This window comes from Paenibacillus sp. 01T431, from assembly GCF_056398625.1.
In genome coordinates, this window is sequence record NZ_JBFTPT010000001.1 from 72716 (window position 1) to 97870 (window position 25155).

Below are 25155 nucleotides of genomic sequence, written 5' to 3' on the forward strand. Positions count from 1 at the left end.
TGAGTCAGCCCGCATTGTAGTTTTTTTGATATTGCCGCGGCGTAAGTCCTGTCCACTTCTTAAAGGTTGAGCTAAAGTGACGTTCCTCCTGATAGCCGACCAGCTTGGAAACCGCATAAATTTTATAGCTTTGGCGCAGCAGCTCTTTCGATTGCTCTACGCGGTATTGATGCAAATAATCAAGAAAGTTAACGCCAAGCTCTTGCTTGAACAATGAACTTAAATAGGAATTGCTGACGAAGGTTTCCTTGGCAGCAAGCTCTAGTGTGAGATTTGTATTGTACTTTTGCTTAATCAGCTCGATGGTAGCATGCACGGTACGATGCAGTGACTTCTGGTTCGATACAGCCTCGACGATGCTTTGCACGATTTTTTGCAGAACGACGGAGCAGTCATCAAGCGTCTCCATGTTAGGGATTTGCTCGATCCAGTTCACGAAGCTGTCCTGCCATTCGATAGAGGCAACTTTGCGCTCTTGGGCGAATTTTTGCAGCTCTAAAATAAGACTTGTGGAGCGCAGATGAACCTCAGCTTTGGAATAGCTCGAATTGTTCCGAATATGCGACATGCTCGCTTCAATGGCATCGACTGCCTGCTCATAATGCTCGTTCTGCAAGGCGAGAAGCAGGTCTTTCTCGAGTCGATGCAAATAAGCATCGTCTAGAATGGAGCTTTTGGCAGCGGTTTGCTTACCAGCCTCGGCATGAAAAAATATACCGCCTCTTCCTTGATAGAATCTGGCTTCCATCGCTTCAATCGCTTGCTGGTAACCAATATGCGCATAATCAACCGAAGCAGCAGCAGAGCTGATTGATATGCTGATCGAGAGCTTCAGATAAGCTTCAAGATTAAGCTGGAGCTCCTTCATAGCACCTTCAATCGCCTCGTTGGTCGTGTTTTCTGGATAATTTCCGATCCATAACATCTCGTCGCCATGCCGAAATACCTCAAGCTTGCCATCGTACAACGGCCGAAGGGTTTCACCTGCAATATTCAGCAGCGCATAACGTATAAGCTCTAAATCACGTTTGGATGCGGTGACGTTCTGCGCCTTGTTGGAGTCAATGCGGATCAGACCGACTTGAATGGGGCCGCACGAGAGCGTCATGTCCACTTCACTCATTACGCTGAATCGATCCTCCAGAGGCATGAGCGGATGCTGAACCCATTGCGATAAAATCTGATTTTTGAGCAGATGAAGGTTGCGATTCCAGCTGCGGTTAAGGGCATTTAAAGCTTTATCTTCATTTTCGGATTGTTCAATTTTTTGCTTTAAGTCCATAATTACACGAATAATATCATGCGGCATACAAGGCTTTAAGAGGTAGTCGGAAACGCCAAGCTTGATCGCTTCCTTGGCATATTCAAACTCATTGTAGCCGGTCAGCAGCACAGAATGAAATTCATGGCCGGCTGCTTTGGCTTCACGAATAAGGTCAAGACCGTTTAGAAAAGGCATACGGATATCGGTCAGCAGCAAATCAGGGGGATTGTTATGAATCATTTCCAAAGCCTGTTTGCCATTCTCCGCTTCTCCGGCAATCTCAATGCCATACAGCTTCCAGTCGACAAGTGTAAGAATGCCTTCTCGGAACGATTGCTCATCCTCTGCAACGATCATTTTAAGCACCATTTCCATTGCCTCCTTGTTTAATTCGCAGTTGCACCCTCGTGCCTAAGCCTTCCTTGCTTACGATCTCGAATTCTGCCTGTTCATAAAATAAAGCGAGCCTTTCCTTGATGTTAGCCAGTGCCATCCCAGAGTGAGCGTCATCCGTTTGCAAGTTGCGCATTGGCTCCTCTACGGTTGGTTGATTAAGAAGGTATACCTGTTTCTCCGGCATGCCTGGTCCGTTATCGGTGACTTCTAGAATAATAAGAGAGTCCTCTGTATAAGCCTTGATGTGAATATGTCCATTTCCGCCTGAGGGCTCGATGGCATGGATAATCGCATTCTCGACGAGCGGCTGCAGGAGCAGCTTAGGCATACGAAAGTGCTCAATTGAGGGCTCCAAATCAATCTCAAAATTAAACCTCGTCGTAAATCGTTTCTTTTGCAAAAATAAATAGTTTCGTACCAGCTCGATCTCGTGCTTCAGCTCTACAAAATCGTTGCCGCTATTCAGGCTTAGTCGGAACACTTGGGAGAGTGAGAGGACCATCTCGGATATTTCTTTATCCCCCTTCTGCACGGCGCTCCAGTTTATCATATTTAAAGTGTTGTATAGAAAATGTGGATTAATTTGCGATTGCAGCGCCTTCAGCTCGGCTTCCTTCTGCTTCAGTCGCGAAGCATATACGTCATCAATTAAGGTTTTAATTCGTCCAACCATCGTATTGTACAAATGGCCGAGTCTGCCGATCTCATCGTTGCCGTTGAAGTGTACCCTCTGCGTAAAATCCCCCGTTTGGAGAGCCCTCATGGAGAACATCAGCTTTTTCATCGGATTCGTAATAATGCGGGCAATGACCCAAGAGACAATAATCGTGATGAGCGTTACGATCGCCATGATCGAGAAGGTGACGGAGCCGATATGCTTCAATTCGAGCACCAGCTTGCTGCGATCTTGGATAACGACAGTTCGCCAGCCGGTAATATCCGATAAGGAATCTGAAACGATATAATGTTCGTTTTCCTTAAGCAGCGCTAATCCTTCTGCAGGTTCGATGGCAGCTGTATCCATCTGATCGAATACAGGCAGCATTGTTATCGGTTTGCCAATCATGCGCAAATCAGTTGAGGCGAGTATGGTGCCTTGATCATTCATTACAAACTGTGTAGCTTCCTCATCGTCATGATATAAGGATTTGCTTAGCTTATCTGCGTCCATCCCTATAATTAAAAGGCCGCTTCGAACATAGTTGTAAAAGTTTTTGTACGGCTTCACTAAAACGATCTTATGATGGGTGTCACCAAGCAGAATGCCATCCGAAGGGTAAAACATATCCCAAATTTGTCCTGATTCTGTATTAGCGAGCCTCTCATAGTAACGTGTTTTCATAAAACGCTCAAGGCTGATAGCGCTTGCAATACCGGTCTGTGTAATCGCAAACGGCTGAGCGGGCACATCATCCTTCGTAGAGGGATAAAGCACTAGCGATTGGATCGTTTCACCGGTAACCATAAGCGGCAGCAAATTTTTGAACACTTGATCACGACGCTGCTGCGTGTCGCCATTCATAACCATGCTTTGAACGGTCGGATTTAGAAACAAGTAATTAGAGAAGCTTAACGTGTTTTTGGCAAAATAGTCGAGTTGATCCTTTGTCTTGATCGCCATGTTCATTTGAGATTGATGAAGCTTATCTACCACTTCTCCCGAGGCAATGTAATAAGAATACAGCCCGGTAATCCCAACGGTTGCAATCAGAAGGGGAATGACTAAGGTTAGCAGTTTCCGTTGCAGCGTAATATGTCGAAAGGGAGTAAAAAAGGATCGCATCATGTTCACCTGTAGCATTCAGATTTGTGACTTCAGTATACCAAGAAATAAATCCAGTTAGGCTGATTTTGGGAATGATCCAAAAAATGAGGCATCTATTCTTAAATTTGGCTCATATTTTGTCGCAGATATAACACGATATAATGGGGACAGAACAGGGAACGCCTGCTCAAATAAAAAAAGGTGGGGTAGCGATGAGAAAAATATGGATTTCGCTAGTAGCAATAATGATGGTTTTTACAGTAGCAGCGTGCAGCTCCGGCAATAATGGGAAAAACGGAAGCAGCGAAGCGACGAATAGTCCAACTAATGCAGCAAAAGAAACGGAGGCGCCGAAAGAGAAGGAGCCGGAGCAGGTAACACTTAAGTTTTTCACAGCGCTGGCTGACCGCTCTAATGGAGCAGGTAAAATCGAGCAAGCAATCATTGATAGTTATGTGGCAGAAAATCCAAATGTGAAAATAGAAGTAGAAGCGCTTCAAGATGAGCCTTACAAAGCGAAAATTAAAGTATATGCATCAACAGATGCAGTACCTGACATTATCCAGGCGTGGGGCCAAACATCTTTTATTAAACCTTTGATCGACAACAACATGCTGCTTGAGTTAAATGAAGCAGATTTTGAGAGCAGCAACTTTGTACCAGGTGCAAAAGATGGATTCTCCCAAGATGGCAAACTATACGGATTGCCGCGTGGTACAGATTTCTTGGTTATCTACTATAACAAGAAAATTTTTGACGACAATAACTTAACGGTTCCAACAACAACGGCAGAATTGCTTGAAGTATCCAAGCAGCTGAGAGCAAAAGGCATTAACCCGCTTGCAACAAACGCAATGGAAGGCTGGTCACTGCCAATCTGGTTTGAGTATGCAGCACAGCGCCACACAGGCAATTTTGACAAAATGGATGCGGTATTGAAGGGTGAAGCTAAATTCTCAGGCGACGCTGACTTCCTTGCAGCAGCACAAGACATCGCTGCACTGGCAGAGAACAAAGCACTTGCAGATGGATTCATGACAGCAGATTACGGCACTTCCCGCAACTTGTTCGGGCAAGGCCAAGCGGCAATGTTCGTGATGGGTAACTGGGAAGCAGGTCTTGCAACAGACGAGAACTTCCCTGAAGATTTCCGCAATAACGTAGGAGCGATCTCTTACCCGGCTTCTGATAAAGGTAAAGCAACAGATGTAGCTGCATGGTATGGCGGCGGTTACTCCGTATCGAAAACATCGAAGCACCCTGAAGCAGCAGTCGCTTTCTTGCAATATTTCTTCAAGCCTGAGAACTGGGCGAAGCAAGTATGGCAAACAGGATCAGGCACTCCAGCTCAGAAGTTTGATCAATTCCTGACTGGCAACGAAACAGCGCTTCAAAAACAATTGGTTGGCATTTTCAGCGCAATGACTTCTTCCAGCGGTACACCGGTACATGATAACGGTACGGATGAATTCAAGACAAAAGTAATGGAAGCTCACCAAAAGCTGTTTGGAAAACAAATTACACCTGAGCAGTTCTTAACAGAAATGGACGCAGCTGTCGGTGTTCTGAAGTAAACAAATGAGCTAGTTAGCTGATGGGGCAGCCGAATTCATTCGGTCTGCCCCGCCTTCTACCAAAGAGAGAGCGGGGAGAACCATGCACAAACTGATGAGCAATCGCATCACCATTTTTTGGCTAGTCGCACCGGGTTTTATGCTGTTTCTCTTCATGGTTTGCTTTCCTATCATTATGAGTGCATATTACGGTACGACGAATTGGACAGGAATCGGTGCTTACGAGTTCGTTGGACTCGAGAATTACCAAAAGATTTTGTTTCATGACAGCGTTTTTTGGCGTTCATTGCTTAATGCCCTACTGCTGCTTGCAGCTACGCTTCTGATTCAACACCCGATTGCGCTTTTGTTCTCCATATTTGTGATGCATGCAGGAAAGCTAGAGAAATGGTTTCGGGCTATCTTTTTTATACCAGCAGTGATTTCAATCGTTGTTACTTCGAAAATGTGGGTAAGCGTATTTCATCCGAACTTTGGGATGTTAAATAAATTGCTTGAAGGCGTTGGTCTAAGCACCTGGAAACAGGATTGGCTGGGCGATTCAAATATTGCCATTTGGTGCATTATCGTTGTGGTCATGTGGCAAGGCTTTGGTTATGCGCTTCTGCTTTATTACGCCGGACTTCAAGGCATACCAAAGGATCTTTATGAGGCGGCAGAGCTTGATGGAGCTGGAAGAGTGAAGCTGTATACGCGTGTTATCATTCCACTTCTCTCGCCAATGGTTCGAGTTGCAGTCGTCATCGCGGTTACGGCTTGCTTGAAGCAGATGGAAACCGTATTCCTCATGACGAACGGAGGACCTGCCAATACGACACAATTTATTGGTAATTACCTTTATAAAACGGCGTTTTCCTCGTCTCTGTACGGCTATGGAAACGCAATATCCGTTGTGTTCGTTATCATTTGTCTCATTATTACGGTAGCGATGAACAAAGCGTTCAAAAAAGATGTTGGTGAGTTTTAATACTCATCCTTGTATATGCACATTTGGTATATGAATTATTTTAGGAGGCATGCCCGTGGAAGCTCTTGCAGCTAAGACCAATCGCCAAGCGAAAAACGGCAAGAAGAAGGACGCCGCATCGCCCGCATTAAAGGTCATTCTTCATCTCGTTTTATGGGTCGTAGCGCTTCTGCAAATTTTTCCACTCATTTGGCTCATCAATTATTCCTTTCTGAAGAGCGGAGATTTTTTTGGCAGCGGCATATTAAAATGGCCCAAAACATTTGAATGGAATAACTATGTGAATGCATTCAATTACGGGAGCGTTCCAAAGTTTCTATTAAACAGTGTTTTTATTACGACTGTAACGATCTTGGTTGCTGCTTTTCTAGCGCTTATGCTCGGCTATGCGTTCACTCGGATGGAATGGAAGCTGCGCGGTCCTGCGATGGCGTTCATTATGCTCGGTATGATCGTACCGATTCATGCGACCTTGCTGCCAAACTTTATTTTGTTCGACAAGCTGAATCTCATTGACAACCCTTTGTCCTTGATCCTTCCTTACATTGCTTTTTCGCTGCCAATAAGCTTGCTCATTATTTCGGGTTTTCTTGAAACCATTCCGAAGAGCATAGAGGAGTCGGCGGTTATGGACGGCTGTTCGGTCTATGGCGTTATTTTCCGCATTATTATGCCGATGACGAAACCTGCCATTGCGACGGTTTGTATTATGAACTTCATCAGCTGGTGGAATGAATTCATTATGGCCAATACATTTCTAACATCCGAAACCTTCAAGACGCTGCCTTTTTCCATTATGAAATTTACCGGTCAGTACTCATCCAATTATGGCGCACAGTTCGCGGTAATGACCATCATCGCTTTGCCGACAGTGATTATCTATTTATTGTTTACAGAGCAAATGTCACGCGGAATTACGGCTGGTGCAGTTAAGGGTTAAATAAGGAGAGTATAAGGAGGCTGAGGTAGCGTGCAAACACCTGTTACGGCAAATGCAGCAGTAAAGAGCTCGCGAAGAGAGAAACCGCTGTGGCGGCGGTTTCTGGCGCAATGGCAAGTACAGCTCATGATATTTCCAGCACTGATCTTTATACTCGTTTTTAATTATTTTCCGATGTACGGTGTCTTGATGGCATTTCAGGACTACAGCTTATTTAAAGGTTTTTTTGGCAGCACATGGGCGGGTTTTAAACATTTCGAAATGTTTTTTAACTCGCCGGATTTTTATAGAGTCATTCGGAATACGATTGTGATCAGTTTGCTTAAGCTGGTCATTAACTTTCCGGCTCCGATTCTGCTTGCCCTGATGTTAAACGAAGTAAGAAATATGGCTTTCAAAAGAATCATTCAAACGATCAGTTATTTGCCTCACTTCTTATCATGGGTTATCGTGTCTGGTTTTACGATCTCCATTTTGTCCGTGGATAACGGCAGCTTAAATATTTCACTGCAAGCGCTTGGGCTCATTGATAAGCCGATTAATTTCTTGTCGTTGCCCGAATATTTCTGGGGAATTATCGTGACGACGAATTTGTGGAAGGAAATCGGATTTGCAACGATTGTTTATCTAGCAGCTATCGCAGGCGTGAATCCCAGCTTGTATGAAGCGGCTTCTATTGATGGTGCCAACAAATTCAAACAAATATTTTTGATAACGCTTCCATCAATTACTCCTGTTATTATTATTTTTCTAATTCTGAACATCGGAAGCTTATTGAATGCAGGGTTTGATGATTTGCTCTTGCTCGGCAGGAGTGCAATGCTCCGAGACGTGGCGGACGTCATCGATACGTATGCTTACCGGGTAGGCATTATTAATAACCGCTTCTCGTATGCGGCGGCAGTTGGTCTGTTTAAAGCGATTATAAGTGTAGGCTTGCTGACGATGGCAAACTACATGGCTAGGAGAGCAGGTTCAAGCCTATGGTAATACAGCGAACTTATATTAATATTCAGAAAAGTGGTGAAGCCTAGTGAAGCTGAGCAGCAGCGATAAAGTATTGCAGGTTTGGATTTATATTTTACTAGTGCTACTTGGACTCGCTACGCTGTACCCGTTCTGGAACTCCGCGGTGATCTCCTTTAACGAAGGGCTGGACACGGCAAAAGGCGGAATAACGTTATGGCCAAGGGTGTTCACGATTGATAATTATAGAATCGTATTTCAAAATAACCGGATTATTGATGCGTTCCTAATCTCGGTGTCCCGTACCGTTGTCGGCACGTTGATCTCTATTTTCTTAACGGCCATCTTCGCTTATGGCTTGTCCGTTAAAGGCGTTATCGGCAAAAAGTATTATATGATCTTTGCGATTATTACGATGTATTTCAGCGGGGGACTTATTCCCTTTTACCTGCTGAACCGCGAGCTTGGCTTAATGGATACGTTCTGGGTTATGGTCATTCCGACAGCGGTAAGCGTGTGGAATATGATTATATTCCGTACCTTTTTTATGGGGCTGCCTGATGGACTAGAGGAATCTGCGAAGATCGATGGAGCCAGTACGTTTGGGATCTTTTTCAAAATCGTTTTGCCTTTATCTGGCCCTGTTTTGGCAACGCTTTCACTATTTACAGCTGTCTATCACTGGAATGACTGGTTTACAGCTACGATTTTTATTAATGACGCTAAGCTATATCCGATTCAAACTTTACTGCAGCAAATTATGAACTCCAACACGATGAGCGAGCAGCTCTCGATCGCTTCACAAGGAAGCGGTGCTGCCTCAGATGCGTTAAGCAGAATGCAGAGTGTGACGAGCAAATCCTTAACGATGGCTACGATGATGGTAGCGACGATTCCTATCGTTTTGGTGTATCCGTTCGTACAGCGTTTTTTCGTAAAAGGCGTTATGATCGGCTCCTTAAAGGAGTAATGTGGGTATTCGACCTTAGCGCTTCGGTGAAGGGTATGAGTATATATATTAAAAATTGGGAGGTTTACGAACATGAAAGGAAAAAAGCTGTTAACTGTGCTTATGACCGCTGGTCTTGCCGGTACTGTGCTTCTAGCTGGCTGCTCCAGTAACGACGGCGGAAAATCAAGCAATTCGGGCAATACAGGTAAGGAAGGCACGAATAAAACAGAGACTAGCAATGGATTTGTTTTGGGAGAAACACCGGTTAACTTTTCTTATTATGTTCATTATGATTGGTGGACTACGGAGCCGTGGGGTGCTAATCCGAATAGTAAATGGGTACAAGATAATCTAAAAGTAACAGTAGAGCCTATACAATCCGGCGGCGCTGCAGCGCAAAAGTTGAGCACGATGATTGCGTCGAAGGAGCTTCCGGGTGCAATTATGATGGACCGGGGACCTGAAGTAGAACGATTGAGAGCTGCGGGAGCACTTGTTCCGCTGGATGATTATATCGACAAATATCCGAACCTGAAGAAATGGGCAGGCGAAGAGACGCTAAACATGCTCCGCTCGAGCGACGGCAAAATCTATCAATTCCCGAACTGGTATACAGCAGCGCCTACGGGCAACGGCGGCTGGTTTGTGAACAAGAAAATTTACGCAGACCTTGGCTCACCGAAGCTTGAAACAATCGATGATTTGTATGCTTACTTAAAGCAGGTCAAAGATAAATATCCGGACGTGATTCCATTAGAGGTAGGCGGAAATGGCTCGGGTGTTGAGGTAATGTTCCCTAGCTTCCAGGAGGGTGCAAACGGTGCGTTCCACTCGATGAAAGCATATCCTAATGGGGATAAGTTTGATACGATTTACAACAACGAAGCTTGGAAAGAAACGATGCTGTTCGCAAGCAAGTTATTTAGAGAAGGCCTTATGACACAGGATGCAATGACTCAAAAGGATGATCAGGTAAAAGAGAAGCTTGCAACGGGCAGAGTAGCTGTATTTGTAGGCGGTAATGCGACTAATGTGGGACGCGAAGGCCATAACGCATTAAAGGCAAAAGATCCAAATGCAGGTTATGAATTTATTTGGCCAATTGCTAAATCAGGATTGGATAAAAACAAAATTTATCCAAACGGTTATAACGCACTAGGTTGGAACGTTAACGTCATTACAACAAGCGCTAAAAATCCAGAAGGTATTTTTGCGTATTTGGATTGGATGACGGGCGAGGAAGGCACTCGTATCATGTTCTTCGGGCCAAAAGGCTTGTACTGGGATGAATTTGATGCGGATGGCGCACCGATACCGAACGACAAATGGTTCAGCACGCCGCAAGAAGAGAAGGACAAAGATAAGCTGGAAGCCTATGTATGGGCAGGAAACGCAACCTTTGTAGATACGAGCAAGCAAAAGATCGAGCAAACGCTGCCGGAAGAACAGCGCAACTGGGGTTCGTTGGCACAGCTTAACATTGCATGGAAAACGTCAATGAATATGACGCAATTCAACAACATCGATCCGGCGCCAGAGACGGATGAAGGAATCATTAATCAGCAAGTGACGGAAACAGCAAACGAGTATTTCGGTAAAATTCTGTTCGCGAAAAGCGATGCAGAGGTGCTTAGCTTGATCGAGGAAGCGAAAAAGACAACAACCTCGCTTGGCTTCGATAAAGTTAACGATTATCGTACTGCAAGATGGCAAGAAAACCTTGCTTTGATTAACGGCAAGTAATTGTTGTAAATGAGCGTGCTCCGGTGGGCTGCTCCTAGGTAGGATTCTACCTAGGAGCGGCCTTCTTTTTGTTGTTGTAAGAACGAATGGGTTTCTACAACAGTATTTCACACGTTCGCCTCCACCGAAATGAAGCTGTAAGCACGTATACGTTCTTACACCGGACAAACTGAGGTTACTTTGTGACTGTAAGCACACATAGGTTCCTATAGCAGTGTTTCGCACGTTCGCCAACGCCGAAAAGAAGCTGTAAGCACGTATACGGTCTTACACCGGACAAACTGAGGTTACTTTGCAGCTGTAAGCGCAAATAGGTTCTTACAGCAGTGTTTCGCACGTTCGCCGACGCCGAAAAGAAGCTGTAAGCACGTATATGTTCTTACAGCGGACAAACTGAGGTTACTTTGTGACTGTAAGCGCAAATAGGTTCTTACAGCAGTGGTTTGCACGTTCGCCGACGCCGGAATGAAGCTGTAAGCACGCATACGTTCTTACACCGGACAAACTAAGGTTACTTTGCAGCTGTATGCGCAAATAGGTTCCTATAGCAGTGTTTCGCACGTTCGCCTACGCCGGAATGAAGCTGTAAGCACGCATACGTTCTTAAACTAGACAAACTAAGGTTACTTTGTGACTGTAAGCACAAATAGGTTCTTACAGCAGTGTTTCGCACGTTCGCTAACGCCGAAAAGAAGCTGAAAGCACGCATACGTTCTTACAGCGGACAAACTGAGGTTACTTTGTGGCTGTAAGCACAAATAGGTTCTTACAGCAGTGGCTCGCACGTTCGCCTACGCCGAAAAGAAGCAGTAAGCACGTATACGTTCTTACACCGGACAAACTGAGGTTACTTTGCAGCTGTAAGCGCAAATAGGTTCTTACAGCAATGGTTCGCACGTTCGCCTACGCCGAAATGAAGCTGTAAGCACGTATACGTTCTTACACCGGGCAAACTGAGGTTACTTTGCAGCTGTAAGCGCAAATAGGTTCTTACAGCAGTGGTTTGCATGTTCGCCAACGCCGAAAAGAAGCTGTAAGCACGTATACGTTCTTACAGCGGACAAACTGAGGTTACTTTGTGACTGTAAGCACACATAGGTTCTTACAGCAGTGTTTCGCACGTTCGCCGACGCCGAAAAGAAGCTGTAAGCACGTATATGTTCTTACAGCGGACAAACTGAGGTTACTTTGTGGCTGTAAGCACACACAGGTTCTTACAGCAGTGGTTTGCACGTTCGCCGACGCCGAAATGAAGCTGTAAGCACGTATACGTTCTTACACCGGACAAACTGAGGTTACTTTGCAGCTGTAAGCACACATAGGTTCTTACAGCAATGGTTCGCACGTTCGCCGACACCGAAAAGAAGCTGTAAGCACGCATTGATGCTTACAATTCACAAATATAATTCACATGCAATAGCCCTTTCGAGTCATGTTTTTACCCTCCCTATCGAGGGAGAATAGGAGATAGAAAAAAAGTAATATAACCTATGGAAGCCGAGGCGAATGATGTGGAAGAGGATTTGGCTAAGAAAAAATCATTTTGGTTGTTTGTGGCTTGGGCTACAGCAGTTTTGGCGACGGCGGGAAGCTTGTATTTGAGTGAGGTTATGCATTTTGCACCATGCAGCTTATGCTGGTTCCAGCGAATATTCATGTATCCATTGGCACTCATACTAGGCATAGCCTACTCTAAGGGAGATGAAGGCATCGTATCGTACGCACTGCCTTTAGTTGTAATTGGTGGGGGCTTCTCGCTTTATCATACGGTGCTGCAAAAGCTGCCGCATGATTCTCCGCTTGCCGCATGCGGCCCCGTTTCTTGTCAGGGAGACTATTTGAACTGGTTTGGATTTATTACCATTCCAATGCTGGCTCTCGTGGCGTTTTTGATCATTTTGACGGCGCTGCTTCGCTTGAAGAAGCTTAATAAACAGTCATAATTTCATGGAAAAGGCAGCTGAGCAGCTCAAAAAAATTGAGTGCACAGCTGCCTTTATTGCCATTGTTTATAAAGCTAAGCGCATATCGTCGCAGGATCATTTCTCTAACGAACTGTATTATGCTTATTATGATGAAAACTACTTTTCTTTCATTTTAACGAACCGTATTAACACTATAGGCTGATTTATAGGGTGTCATGAGTCAATTTTCTCAAAATAAAGATTCTGGTATTCGTTACAATTTTAATTCATAACAAATGGTTTAATTAAGACCTACTAGGTTCGTTAGCTATACGGATGATAAGGGGAGAACATCGTTCTGCCCAAGCTCCATCAGAAAAAAAGCAGGAGCTGTTCCAAGCGTAGATCAATCTACGCCTAGAACAGCTCCGTTTATGCCTCGGCTTAAAGTTGTTTCAAAAACTCAACAATCGTCAGAAGTCCCTTGTCAAAGTTCTCAAGGTTGAAATGCTCATTAGGAGCATGCAGATTTTCGTCTGGAAGTCCGAAGCCCATCATGACGACAGGAGCGCCTAATACACGGGAGAATGTCTCGACAATTGGAATCGAGCCGCCATCCTTCGTGAAGAGCGCGCGAGTGCCATATACTTTTTCGTAAGCATCGGCTGCCTTTTGGAGCATTGGATTTGATGGGTCCATGTCGAAGGCACGAGCTTTTTCGCCGCGTTTTATAATTAGCTTTGCACCGGACTGAACATGCGATTCCAGATGAGTTACAATACGCTCTAGTATTTGAGCCGGGTCCTGATCGCCAACTAGACGACAAGTGATTTTGGCGTGAGCTTCTTTTGGAATGACCGTTTTCGAACCTTCGCCTTGAAACCCGCCATAAACGCCATTTAGTTCAAGAGTTGGCCTTGCACCTGTTCGCTCAACAAAGGAATATCCTTCTTCCCCGTATAAGGCGTCAAGTTCGAGATTTTTTCTTAATTCTTCTTCATTATGATTTTGCTTTAGGAACTCTTCACGCATAGCAGCGGAAAGCTCTGGCACACCTTCATAGAAACCTTCGATTGAAACTCTGCCTTGATCATCATGCAATGAGCTCAGCAAGGAAATCATGGCGTGAAGGGCGTTCGGAACACCGCCGCCGAATGAACCCGAATGCAGATCGGTATTGGCAGTAAGTATCGTTACTTCAAGGGAGCACAGTCCGCGCAGCCCAGTAGAAATAGCAGGTTTTCCTTTTTCAAGAAGCGATGTATCTGAGATGACAATGACGTCAGCCTTCAGCTTATCTGCATTCGTCTCCATAAAGGTCGGCAGATTAGGGCTTGAAATTTCTTCCTCGCCTTCAATACAAAACTTAACGTTGACTGGAAGCGCATTTTCTTGGTTCAGAAGCGCCTCAACCGCCTTTACATGCAGGAAAAGCTGGCCTTTATCATCGGTTGCACCACGAGCATATAATTTGCCATCGCGGATGGTTGGCTCAAAAGGAGGAGTCTCCCAAAGGTTAAGCGGATCTACAGGCTGCACGTCATAATGGCCATAGATAAGTACTGTCGGTTTGCCTGGTGCATGGATATGCTCGGCGTACACGATGGGATGCCCAGCTGTAGGATGGATCTCCACATTCTCAAGACCAGCCTTCTCTAATTTGGCTGCAACCCATTTGGCTGCTTCGTTCATGTTGTTTTTATGAGTGGATAAAGCTGAAATACTCGGGATCGTCAAAAACTGCTTCAGCTCATCCAAATGTTGTTCTCTTAGGTTCTGAAAATAGGATTCATAGCTCATTGGATAGTTGCTCCTTACATTTGGTATAGACTAAGTATACGTCTACAAGTGAATAAGTAAAACAGCTGCAAAATTTAATTCGTGTATTGCGGGCAGCAATCTGCAGAAATAGTGGAAAGCAATCCGATATCTGCGTTTATAAATAATTAGTATCCAGCAAAGAAATAAATTGTTTGGCCGCAGGGGAAAGATGCTTATTCCTATGATAGACATAACTAATTCCTCTATTGAATTTTACTCCTTTAATGTTCACCTTCACCAATAAGCCGCTTTTGATCTCCTGTTGAATAGCAAAGCTAGAAACAATAGATACCCCAAGCTCATGAATAACCCCTTGTTTAATTCCTTCTAAATTGCTAATTTCCATTTGTGTAGGAAACTCAAGCCCGTACTCAGCAAATTTTTTCTCTAAGTAAATGCGTGTTGCTGATTTATCGGGTTTAATAATTAACGTTTCGTTGACCAAATCTTCGAGTGTGCACTCTTGTTTATGGGCAAGCGGGTGCAAGGGGTTCACAATTAAGACAAGCTCATCCTCGTAAAAGGTTTTACGCTGAAAACGGGATTCATCGATTTCAATACGATCAGAAATAATTAAAAACTCTACTTTATTGGATTCCAACATATGAACAAGGTGATTTGAAGCTGTAATGTTCATGTTTATTTTAATCTGCGGAAATTTTTTGGTATAACCTCTAAGGATCATAGGAAGCAAATAAACGCCTACAAAATTGCTCGCACCAAACGATAAAGTTCCGTATGACAAGTCTTCCAGCTGCTTAATATGGTCTTTGGCTGTATGAAGCAGGTTAATAATTTGCTCTGCGTATGGCTTGAAATTTTCTCCCTGTTTCGTTAAATAAAGCTTCTTGCCAATTCGATCAAATAGAGGAACGCCAAGCTCTTCTTCTATAATTTGAATTTGCATGCTTACCGATGGTTGTGAGCAGTAGAGAAGTTCCGCTGCTTCTGTAAAGTTTAAGCATTCTGTTAGCGTAATAAAGGTCTGAAGTTTATTGATATTCATTTCCACGACACCTTTCGACTTATCATTTAAAAATAATCTATAACGAAACGTTATGGTTATTCAAAGTTAATCAAATTGTATTATATTTTCTGGTTTTATAAAATGAAAACGGTAACATTATTAGTTTGAGGAGGATGCAAGATGAGTGAAGTCTCGCGAGATGTAGAGAATGAGACTAAAAAGCCGCCTATGAAGAAAAAAGGGAAGCTTGAAGAAGGGATGCAAAGATTTGGTATTCCACTTGCACTTATTGTGGGGCTGCTTTTGTTCTTTATGCCTACACCGGAAGGCATGAGCTTAGAAGCCCAAAGAGCAATTGCAATATTTACAGGAGCATTGATTTTATGGATTACGACTCCGCTGCCTATTTACTTAACATCTATCATCGCTATTTTGCTTCTTCCATTAGTAGGAGCAGTTGAAGATCAAGAAGTGGCATTCGGTACGTTAGGATTTGATGTGATCTGGCTGATGGTTTCCGCATTCATCCTCACTTCCGCCATGATAAAATCAAATTTGGGTAGACGCTTATCCTTATGGATGGTCACGCAGTTTGGTAAAACGCCAAAAAAGACATTGTTTTTATTAATCGTTATTAATTTTATTTTAGCTTTTTTTGTTCCTTCAACTACAGCAAGAGCTACGCTCATGGTGCCAATATGCTTGATTTTATTAGAGGTGTATAAAGCGCTGCCGGGTGAGAGCAATCTTGGAAAAGTAATGATGCTTCAAGGCGTGCAAGCAGATGCACTTGCTACCTCAGGTGTTATGACAGCTACTTCTGGCAATATCATAGCTGTTGGTTTCATTAATGAACAAGCGGGCGGCGATATTGGTTATATGGATTGGCTTCTCGCCTCTATGCCAACTGCAATTATTACGATGATGATTACTTTCTTCATTGGTTTAAAGCTCTTCTCCATCAAAAGTGAATCCCACTTCGATCATGCGAGGGATACGTTAAAAAATGAGTTGTTAAAATTAGGTTCCTTCTCTTTAGATGAGAAAAAGGCAGTAACGATATTCCTCCTTACGGTGGCATTATGGGCTACAGGAGATTACCATAGCGCTTGGTTTGGCTTTGAACTCAGTACGGAACAGACAGCTGTACTCGCTGCACTTCTCTGTTTGCTTCCAAGGGTAGGTTTGTTGACCTGGAAAGAAACGAACATCAAATGGGAGCTCATGATTTTTGCAGCAGGCGCTTATGCAGTAGGGAATGCATTGGATAAATCCGGCGGCGCAGAATGGATTATTGGAAAAGTAGTCGCTGCGCTCGGATTGGAGAGCATGAATCATGTTTGGGTATATGTCGTTGTCGTATTCCTTAGCATGTACAGTCATCTTATATTTACGAGTAAAACAGTGAGGGTCACTATATTAATACCAGCATTCATCGCTTTAGCGAAAACGCTCGGCATGGACCCTGTGCCTCTTGCATTAGCAGCAGCTATGACCATGACCTATACCATTACACTTCCGCCGCATTCGAAGGTAAATACGATCTATTTTGGAACAGGGTACTTCTCCGTGTTGGATCAAGTGAAATATGCGGTAGTTACTTGTTTTGTCGGAGCATGCGTAATTAGCTTGGCGATCTTTACTTGGTTTAAAGTAATCGGAATATAGAGAGAGCAGGAGGGAGCCATATTGAACAGAAAAGTTATTTTAGCTATTGCAGATGGAATAGGGGATCTTCCACATCCTTTGCTTGAAAACAAAACGCCATTGGAATATGCAGATACACCTAATCTAGATAGATTAGCTTCTACGGGGGTTACAGGCATCATGGATTTGATTAGCCCTGGCATTCCAGTAGGCACCGATATGGGGCATCTAATTTTGTTTGGCTATCAGCCTCATCATTATCCGGGACGCGGGCCAATTGAGGCTTTAGGAATTAACATGAATGTTCTTCCGGGCGATATCGTGCTGAGGTGCAACTTTGCTGCAGTGGATGAGAATGGGATTGTCGTTGATCGCAGGGCAGGACGGATACGCAATGGAACAGAAGAGCTTGCTGACGCGATTAACGGGTTAGAAATAATGGGAGTGAGCATATATTTCAAACCGGCTACAGAGCATCGTGCTGTACTTATATTAAGAGGAACTGGGCTCAGTGATCAAATCAGCGATTCAGATCCGAAAGCGCCAAACGATGGCTGCCCATATCATACTATAGTCTCTCTTGATTCCTCGGCGGAGTCCAAACGAACAGCTATGGTTCTAAATTTGTTTCTTCATAAAGCGCATGTCATCTTATCCAATCATCCTGTTAATGTAGAGCGTATGAAACAAGGGGAATTAGCAGCTAATTTTATTCTCACGCGTGGAGCTGGACAGATGATTCAGCTTGATCCCATAACCGATGCTCTTCATATGAAGGGAAGCTGTATTGCTGGAGAGAGTACCGTACTTGGCGTTGCCAAATTGGCTGGCTTTAAACCGGTAACAGATAGTAGAATGACAGGAAATATGGATACGGACGTTGTACTAAAAGCTAAGCTGGCACTTGAAGAAATTTCTGAAAATGATTTTGTATTAGTGCATCTAAAAGCACCCGACGTTAAGGGGCATGATAATAAACCGTTTGAAAAAGCAAAAGCGATTGAATTGTTTGATCAAATGGTAGGAATTATAGCGCAGGGAATATCTGAAGATGTATATTTGGCTGTGGCGGCTGATCATTCTACCCCTTGTGAAATCGGTGAGCATACCGGCGATCCCGTGCCTATTTTAATCAATGGCCCTAGTATTCGAATAGATCGAACCAAACAATATAATGAATTAGATTGTGCGTATGGAGGATTAGGGCGTCTAACTGGACATGGGTTTATTCAAACATTGCACGGATTAATTGGACGAGTGAAAAAGCAGGGTAATTAGGGTAGGAAGAGAAGATCAATCTTGTTCACAAAAGCAAGGCGAAGCGATAGTTATAATTTAATCATAAAGGTCAAGCCACGTTTCCGAAACGTGGCTTTCTTTTTCTTTTAATGGGTTGATGTCGATATTTGACAAATGAAAGACGATTTTGTCACTACATGGTAATATTAGGCTTAAGAACGATAAGGAGGTAACTATTCGTAATATAGCAACTTATTTTTTTGAGATTTCGGACTTGTTAAGGGGTGAGTGGTATGTATATACTGCGCAAAATTACAGAGAAAAAGAAAAATAAAATCAGTTTGGCTACGCTTTTAATCGGATTAGTATCGATTTCAGTTCTACTTACGTTATCGATATTGCTTTTTGTATCTTATGAATACAAGAAACAATCATTATATGAAACAACGCTAACTCTAAATCTTTCAACCGCTTCTAAGATGAGTCAAACGATGGATTCTCTCTTTATATCCATGCGCAGCAGCCTCAAAAATGCTGCTTCTTTTTATTCAGTGGTTAATGCGGCAGATGCGGACTATCTTGATCTCATCCGTAAAAGCAGCAACTATTTTAACTCGATTATGGTCGTAGATGAATCAGGCGTGATTAGGAATATTTCTCCTTCTTCTATTGGGGCTAAAGGGGAGAACATTGTTACGGATGCAGCGATTGAGGCATTTAAAGGTAAAAAACCATATATATCAAAACCATTCATGAGCCCATCTACGAAACAGCTTATCGTATTTATCAGTGAGCCTTTATATGACGAAAAAGGAATCTATCGCGGTTTTATTGGCGGGAGCATCTATTTGCAAAAAGATAATGTCCTAAACATGATTTTTGGAAATTACGGTCTTAATGAAAGCGGATCGAGCTTATATGTTGTAGGCTCTGATGGAAGTCTTCTTTACGATCCTAATATCATTCAAATTGGCAAAAATATTAGCTCCTATCCGATTGTTCAGCAGCTCAAGCAAGGAAAAAGCGGGTATACACTTACGAAAACAGATGGGATTTCTTTATTGGCTGGGTATTCCTATGTGCCGGAAAATGAATGGGGAATTGTAGTATATTCCGAAATGAGTACGATTAAAGCACAACTTAATATCCAAATCCGACAGATTTTGCTTTATTCGCTTTTACCATTTATTCTATTAATGCTCGCTACGATTTGGTTTGCTCACCGACTAGCAAGGCCATTTGTTATGCTTGCCAATATCGTGGGCAACATGGGGAACAAGGAACAAAAGCTCCTTACGATGGATCAGCACTGGAATCGCGAAGCGGATGTGCTAACCAAAACGGTAGTGCTTGCTTTGAATGGCATACAATTGAAAACAGATCAGCTAACCCAGGCGGCAATGACGGATGCATTAACGGGCTTAAGCAACCGAAGAAGCTTAGAAAAAACGATGAAGCAATGGATAGAGGAGCAAAAAAACTATTCCATCATCGTACTGGATATTGATCGATTCAAGCTGGTTAATGATACGTACGGACATCAAGAAGGGGACAGAGTACTTCAGCATTTGTCGAAAATCGTCATGGCTACGATAAGGCCAGGAGACTTATGCAGTCGCTATGGAGGCGAGGAGTTTGTTGTTCTGCTGCCCTATACTAATGTGCATGATGCTTATGAGGTTGCTGAACGCATTCGGGAATCGATGGAAAACAGTGAGAATCACTTAAAGCATAGGATTACCATTTCACTTGGCATTGCTCATTTTCCATCACAATCAAGAAACGCGGATGAGCTGTTTGTACTGGCAGATCAAGCCTTGTATAAGGCTAAGAATACGGGAAGAAACCGGACGATGATCGCGGAAGTGAAAAATGAGTATTTGTGTTCATTTAATAGAAATAATTAGATTAAGAGCACGCCATGAATGAATGTATTTAAGAGGGTGAAGATATGATTTCAATAGGCCTTGCAGGATGGGGCGATCATGACCAGCTGTATGTTCCAGTTAGCAAAGCGGGCAGCAAGCTGCGGCAGTATGCAAAACATTTTCCTGTTGTAGAGGTAGACAGCACTTTTTATGCCATACAATCTAAAGAGCGATTCAGCAAATGGCTGGCGGATACGCCGGAATCCCTTCACTTCGTCATTAAAGCTTATCAAGGGATGACCGGACATCAGCGCGGACCTACCGTGCCGGCTTCGGAGACAAATGAAATGTTCGGTGCATTTCGGCAAATGCTGGAGCCCGTAATGGAGACAGGCCGATTGACGGCAGTCTTGTTCCAGTATCCGCCGTGGTTTGATTGTACAGCAGCCAATGTGCGAATTCTGCGGGAGACAAAAGCAAGGATGAATGGCATTCCTTGCGCGCTGGAATTCCGTCATCAAAGCTGGTTTACACAGGAGTACTGTGAGAAAACGCTGGATTTTATGAGGCAGGAGCAGTGGATGCACAGTGTTTGTGATGAGCCGCAGGCAGGAATAGGCTCCATACCGATCGTTCTCACAGCAACCGATGCACAATCAACTATTGTGAGGTTCCATGGACGCAATGTGTCTGGCTGGAATCAAGCCAGTGCACCGAATTGGCGCGAAGTTCGGTATTTATATCGCTATAGCGAGGAAGAGCTGCAAGATTGGGCGAATAAGCTGCGGCTGCTGGAACAGCAGAGCGAGCATATTTACGTCATTTTTAATAACAATTCCGGAGGGGACGCAGCAGACAACGCGAAGCGGATGATGGAGATACTGGGACTGACTCGCCCGAACGGCGAAAGTCCGAATGAGCCGCCGCCCCCGATTATCGAGCAGTTGGATTTATTTTAGATTGACGAATATAATTTAGTAAATACAAAATCATCCAATTAATGTAATGGGAGGCTTGATATGAACCAGAGATGGAGCGTGAAGAGAACAGTTGTAAGTTTCAGCTTGTTCATTCTTATCGCATTGGTTTTATCCGTAATTATTTGGTATCGAATAACGGACCCGTTAGTAAATAACGGACTTCAACGAATCAATAATCATGATGGAAAGGTAGTAGAGTATGTCGTTGAGCTCAGCAATGAAGGGTTTCAGAAAATCGACATTAATAAGGTCAGCGTGAATGGTGAAGATCGCTCGAATGACGTCCAACTAGGCATCTCTTATGATTCTACTCATATGGTGCAGGTCCTTCCGAATTCAGATCCGGCTACTCAGTTTATGAAACTATCGGCCTCTTCTATTTATCCAGCGCTTTCTCGAGGTGAGATTCAAGCAGCACTAGAGAAAAAAGAACATACACCAATGCAATACGGCCTCCGAATTCGCTATGAACATCAACCCATACAGAATGTAACGATCACGTACAAATATTTAGGTTTTACGAAAACGAAAAGTATAACCAATTGGTTTGAGTCCGATTCTCTACAATAAGTGAGTACAACTTTATTCTCCACTTTAATAAAAATTGAATACGCTGAGTAGGCGGGGGGACTGTTTATGAGAACGATCAATGTGTATCACTATGACGCATTCAGCAATATTCCAAACATGGGAAACCCTGCAGGAGTCGTATTTAATGGTGATGATCTCTCCGAAGAGCAAATGCTGACCATCGCAGAAAAAGTAGGCTTCAATGAGACGGCATTTCCGCTGAAATCGGATATGGCTGATCTTCGAATTCGTTATTTTACGCCAGGTCATGAAATAAATCTTTGTGGACATGCAACGATGGCAACCATTTATGCGCTGCAAACGAAAGGGCTGCTGGAACATCCGTCAGCATTCACGATTGAAACAAAAGCTGGAGTATTGCCGATAAAAATCGATTTTGATGCAAATGGTGAACCTCTTATTACGATGCGGCAAGCCGCTCCTCAATTTCAGCCATTCCATGGTTCTTTATTGGAGCTGGCTCATTCTATGGGCATCGAAGAAAGTGAGATCGAGACGGAGCTCCCCACTGTGTATGGAAGTACCGGTGCGTGGACCTTATTAATTCCTATAAAAAGCCTGAGTACTTTCAGTAAAATGAAGCCAAACAATTCGTTGTTTCCGCATATTTTAAAAGAAATGCCAAGGGCGTCCATCCATCCGTTTTGTTTAGAAACATACGATGTGAATGCACAGATGCATGCCCGTCATTTCTCATCGCCATTTTCAGGAACGATTGAAGATCCCGTAACAGGTACGGCTTCTGGTGTAATGGGTGCATACTACGCGAAGTACATAGATAACAACTCGGAAAAATCAATTCATCTTGTCGTTGAACAAGGGCAAGAGATTGGCCGCAATGGCAGAGTTGGTGTATCTGTAACAAGGAATAATGATCAGCTCGATATCGAGATTACTGGCAACGCTATTTATGTTCATGAATTTGAGATATAACTACCTAACGCAGCAGTGATAGATTGAGGGTGCATTTAATAGATGTATAAACATATAATATTTGATTTTGACGGCACACTAGTAGATTCAACGTCGGAAATAATGATGGTTTATAACGAATTAGCAGTAAAATATAATTTTAAAAAAGTAAATCATGAAGAATACAAATTATTAAACCATCTATCATTAAAAGAACGGTTTAAAGCTTTAAACGTTCCGATGTACAAGTTCCTTTTGATTAGAAAAATAGGAAAGGAATTTAAGGAGCGCTATAAACAGCATCTTAACTCGATATTATTTATTGATCAGATGAGAGAAGTGGTAAATGCACTTCAAAGTGAAGGTTATAAAATCGCAATCATTACATCGAACTCTGCAGCGAATGTCTCTGATTTTTTACATACTCAAAATTTCAAGGGTATCCATGAAGTTCGATCGTCAAATGGACTATTTGGAAAACATCAAACGCTAAAAAAATATTTGAAATATAATCAATTAAATTGTGAAGATGTAATTTATATCGGTGATGAAACAAGAGATATTATTGCATGCAAGAAATGCGAAATCGATGTCATTGCAGTGTCTTGGGGATTGGATACAAAAGAATCATTGCTGGCACAGAGTCCGAATTATTTAGTCGATCAACCGCATGAAATTAGGGAGATCTTAATAAAATAGAAGAAAAAATTATTGAATATTTTAAACAAGATAAGGAAATTCAAGTATGAGAATCGTCCAATCCATAACGATATTATAAATTTAAATTCGAGGTGAAGCGATGTTTAATCCAGCGGTCTTCTTCTATTAGTTGTGCCGGCATTTATGGCTTAAGAGCCAAAATCTAACCCGTCACAACGGGGATGAAGATGTTTGATGAGAAGGAAATGACAGCTTGGGGAAATGAACAAAGTTACGCTAGAGAACATGTGAAAATTCACAAAAACCCTAGAAGAGCGAAGTTAAGAGACTTCCGCAAAGGAATAAAGGGCGTTCACTATAACAAAGAGGTCAAAGAAGTAAGGAAATCAGACTATCGTAAGTATAGAATACAAATGAAATGCCTTCTTCGAGGCGAGCATTACGAATTGCTGCGAGGCTATCAACGAACAGGTGGACGGATTACTTGGTAGGTCGATAAATAACAGACATTAAACTAGGAGGAGATGAGAATCTCCTCTGATTTGCATGCTTACTGCCATGTATATCCATAGGTTACTTATAGGTTACTAAGTAAAAAGAAATTGCGTACTTCATATTTGTATATCGTTGTACTATTATTAGACATGAAAGGCTTAAGCAGATGAATAAACAAATGATTCAGATATTTGTGGAAGCGTTATCATGATAGTAACCAACCAAGCTATACCATTTTAAATTACGATAAAACTGACGAGGTGAACGAAATGAGAGTTGTTGTGACAGGGGCTGCGGGCAATGGAGGTCAGGCCGTATGCAAAGCATTGGCCCAAGCTGGTTATACCGTTCGGATGGCAGACGTTATGCCCCCTCAGTCTGATGATTTGAAGCAGCTTGAGTTTGTTAGATGTGACATTAGGACGCCAGGCGATGTACAGCGTGCGGTGGAGGGCATGGATGCCGTTGTTCACCTGGCAGCATGGCACTGTGCACACAATCCGCCAGTTAGTGATGAAACTATTTTTTCTGTTAATGTCGATGGTACTTTTTATCTATTAGAAGCATGCAAGCAAGCGGGTATAAAAGCGATTGTCTATGCCTCCTCGATGGCATTCGGATGGGGCTCGGTTTATGGAGTAAGCAAAGTCATCGGGGAAGACCTCTGCAAGGCTTATCATGAAATGACAGGCGCATCGATTGCAATGCTGCGTTATCATGAATTTATTCCTCGGCCATATTTAGAGTTTGGGGAACGATTGCTTCGCAATGGGGTAGATAGACGAGATGTGGCGGCAGCTACAGTGGCATCGGTCAAAGCAGCTTTGGAAAAGAAGATTGGGCTATTTCGCACAATTGTACATACCAATCATCATATGCCGCAAGAGGTTGTTCAAAACTTCAGCGAGCTTGGCGCAGAATGGTGTGAGACACAAGTGCCGGGCGCAAGCCGCCTGTTGAAGAAGTATGAGTTGACGCTGCCAAAACAAGTTGAGCAGCATGATCTATCAGAGGCAGAGGAGATGCTTGGATGGAAACCGGCATATGGTTTTCTTGAGTTTTTGAGAGACTTAAAGAGCAGAGATGAAAAAGGGATCGACGTTGCTAATCTATGGGTTCCTTCGGAAATTCCAGCGTTAAATGAATAGGTTGAATAGTGAAAAGCAGCGCTGTCTGAGGATAGCGCTTGAATAAGCAAATGCCATATTTAGGCGTACAAGAGGTGGTCCCTGCAAGCACGGGCCATCTTTTTTTATGATTTTTTTAATTTCATGACATTTTCATTTATTTGGCGTATTATAATGAGCGTGCTTAACCATAGCGAAAAAAAGGAGTTGAGTTCTGTAATGGATAGTCGAAGTAGCGCCGAACCCGAGCCAAGCTTGTTGCAGGGGGAAGTCATGAACAAACCAATCTTCAGAAGATTGATTACTGAACTGAAGGTCAACTCTTTTGTATGGCAGGGGCATTTCTGGCTTCCTCATTAATCTGAGGAGGTTGTAAC

21 protein-coding genes are annotated in these 25155 nt (G+C 43.2%); 17 read left to right on the plus strand and 4 right to left on the minus strand.

Annotated features, from left to right (window positions below; all coding sequences use genetic code 11):
- Window positions 1-4: 4 nt before the first annotated feature.
- Together AC1DM9_RS00335 and AC1DM9_RS00340 are read right to left on the minus strand one after the other, a co-directional pair.
- The gene (locus tag AC1DM9_RS00335; RefSeq protein ID WP_477577990.1) at window positions 5-1633 is read right to left on the minus strand and encodes a response regulator transcription factor; all 1629 of its coding nucleotides are present in this window, start codon (window positions 1631-1633) and stop codon (window positions 5-7) included.
- Window positions 1623-3446, minus strand: a complete 1824-nt coding sequence (locus tag AC1DM9_RS00340; protein WP_441885097.1) for a sensor histidine kinase — start codon at window positions 3444-3446, stop codon at window positions 1623-1625. Before AC1DM9_RS00340 ends, AC1DM9_RS00335 begins: the two co-directional genes overlap by 11 nt.
- Window positions 3447-3637: 191 nt before the next feature.
- Between AC1DM9_RS00340 and AC1DM9_RS00345 the strand changes: the two genes are divergently transcribed.
- The 7 genes from AC1DM9_RS00345 to AC1DM9_RS00375 all read left to right on the plus strand — a co-directional run bounded on the left by AC1DM9_RS00345 (window position 3638) and on the right by AC1DM9_RS00375 (window position 12510).
- The gene (locus AC1DM9_RS00345; RefSeq protein ID WP_477577991.1) at window positions 3638-4999 is read left to right on the plus strand and encodes an ABC transporter substrate-binding protein; all 1362 of its coding nucleotides are present in this window, start codon (window positions 3638-3640) and stop codon (window positions 4997-4999) included.
- 82 nt (window positions 5000-5081) lie between these two features.
- Window positions 5082-5966 carry a carbohydrate ABC transporter permease gene (locus AC1DM9_RS00350; RefSeq protein WP_441885101.1) on the plus strand — a complete coding sequence of 295 codons (885 nt, stop codon included), beginning with the start codon at window positions 5082-5084 and terminating at the stop codon, window positions 5964-5966.
- 55 nt (window positions 5967-6021) lie between these two features.
- Window positions 6022-6906: a carbohydrate ABC transporter permease gene (locus tag AC1DM9_RS00355; protein WP_441885103.1), complete on the plus strand. Its 885-nt coding sequence runs from the start codon at window positions 6022-6024 to the stop codon at window positions 6904-6906.
- Between the two features lie 126 nt (window positions 6907-7032).
- A complete protein-coding gene (locus tag AC1DM9_RS00360) occupies window positions 7033-7896 on the plus strand; it encodes an ABC transporter permease (protein WP_339209762.1) in 864 nt (287 codons plus the stop codon).
- A gap of 43 nt (window positions 7897-7939) precedes the next feature.
- On the plus strand, window positions 7940-8842 hold the full coding sequence (locus AC1DM9_RS00365; RefSeq protein ID WP_076267345.1) for a carbohydrate ABC transporter permease: 903 nt from the start codon (window positions 7940-7942) through the stop codon (window positions 8840-8842).
- Between the two features lie 72 nt (window positions 8843-8914).
- Window positions 8915-10567, plus strand: a complete 1653-nt coding sequence (locus AC1DM9_RS00370) for an extracellular solute-binding protein (protein ID WP_477577992.1) — start codon at window positions 8915-8917, stop codon at window positions 10565-10567.
- Between the two features lie 1490 nt (window positions 10568-12057).
- Window positions 12058-12510 carry a disulfide oxidoreductase gene (locus AC1DM9_RS00375; RefSeq protein ID WP_339205055.1) on the plus strand — a complete coding sequence of 151 codons (453 nt, stop codon included), beginning with the start codon at window positions 12058-12060 and terminating at the stop codon, window positions 12508-12510.
- Between the two features lie 405 nt (window positions 12511-12915).
- On the opposite strand, the gene AC1DM9_RS00380 is transcribed toward AC1DM9_RS00375, so the two are convergent.
- Complete coding sequence (locus tag AC1DM9_RS00380; protein ID WP_477509916.1) at window positions 12916-14271, minus strand: dipeptidase; 1356 nt, start codon at window positions 14269-14271, stop codon at window positions 12916-12918.
- 136 nt (window positions 14272-14407) lie between these two features.
- Window positions 14408-15298: a LysR substrate-binding domain-containing protein gene (locus AC1DM9_RS00385; protein WP_477577993.1), complete on the minus strand. Its 891-nt coding sequence runs from the start codon at window positions 15296-15298 to the stop codon at window positions 14408-14410.
- A gap of 141 nt (window positions 15299-15439) precedes the next feature.
- On the opposite strand from AC1DM9_RS00385, the gene AC1DM9_RS00390 reads away from it, so the two are divergent.
- From AC1DM9_RS00390 to AC1DM9_RS00435, 10 genes are all read left to right on the plus strand, one after another.
- Entirely contained in the window at window positions 15440-16927 is a 1488-nt protein-coding gene (locus AC1DM9_RS00390) for an SLC13 family permease (RefSeq protein WP_076267340.1), read from the plus strand.
- Window positions 16928-16948: 21 nt separating this feature from the next.
- Window positions 16949-18184: a 2,3-bisphosphoglycerate-independent phosphoglycerate mutase gene (gene apgM / locus AC1DM9_RS00395; protein WP_477577994.1), complete on the plus strand. Its 1236-nt coding sequence runs from the start codon at window positions 16949-16951 to the stop codon at window positions 18182-18184.
- Window positions 18185-18438: 254 nt separating this feature from the next.
- Complete coding sequence (locus AC1DM9_RS00400) at window positions 18439-20052, plus strand: sensor domain-containing diguanylate cyclase (RefSeq protein ID WP_477509913.1); 1614 nt, start codon at window positions 18439-18441, stop codon at window positions 20050-20052.
- A 44-nt stretch (window positions 20053-20096) separates the two neighbouring features.
- Window positions 20097-20972, plus strand: a complete 876-nt coding sequence (locus AC1DM9_RS00405) for a DUF72 domain-containing protein (RefSeq protein WP_477577995.1) — start codon at window positions 20097-20099, stop codon at window positions 20970-20972.
- Window positions 20973-21032: 60 nt separating this feature from the next.
- Entirely contained in the window at window positions 21033-21563 is a 531-nt protein-coding gene (locus AC1DM9_RS00410) for a hypothetical protein (protein WP_477509911.1), read from the plus strand.
- 66 nt (window positions 21564-21629) lie between these two features.
- Complete coding sequence (locus tag AC1DM9_RS00415; RefSeq protein WP_477509910.1) at window positions 21630-22517, plus strand: PhzF family phenazine biosynthesis isomerase; 888 nt, start codon at window positions 21630-21632, stop codon at window positions 22515-22517.
- A gap of 42 nt (window positions 22518-22559) precedes the next feature.
- On the plus strand, window positions 22560-23195 hold the full coding sequence (locus tag AC1DM9_RS00420) for an HAD-IA family hydrolase (protein WP_477509909.1): 636 nt from the start codon (window positions 22560-22562) through the stop codon (window positions 23193-23195).
- Between the two features lie 188 nt (window positions 23196-23383).
- Complete coding sequence (locus AC1DM9_RS00425) at window positions 23384-23647, plus strand: hypothetical protein (protein ID WP_477509908.1); 264 nt, start codon at window positions 23384-23386, stop codon at window positions 23645-23647.
- A 273-nt stretch (window positions 23648-23920) separates the two neighbouring features.
- Window positions 23921-24799: an NAD-dependent epimerase/dehydratase family protein gene (locus AC1DM9_RS00430; protein WP_477509907.1), complete on the plus strand. Its 879-nt coding sequence runs from the start codon at window positions 23921-23923 to the stop codon at window positions 24797-24799.
- Window positions 24800-24997: 198 nt separating this feature from the next.
- A complete protein-coding gene (locus AC1DM9_RS00435; RefSeq protein WP_179089775.1) occupies window positions 24998-25138 on the plus strand; it encodes a hypothetical protein in 141 nt (46 codons plus the stop codon).
- Window positions 25139-25155: the final 17 nt, after the last annotated feature.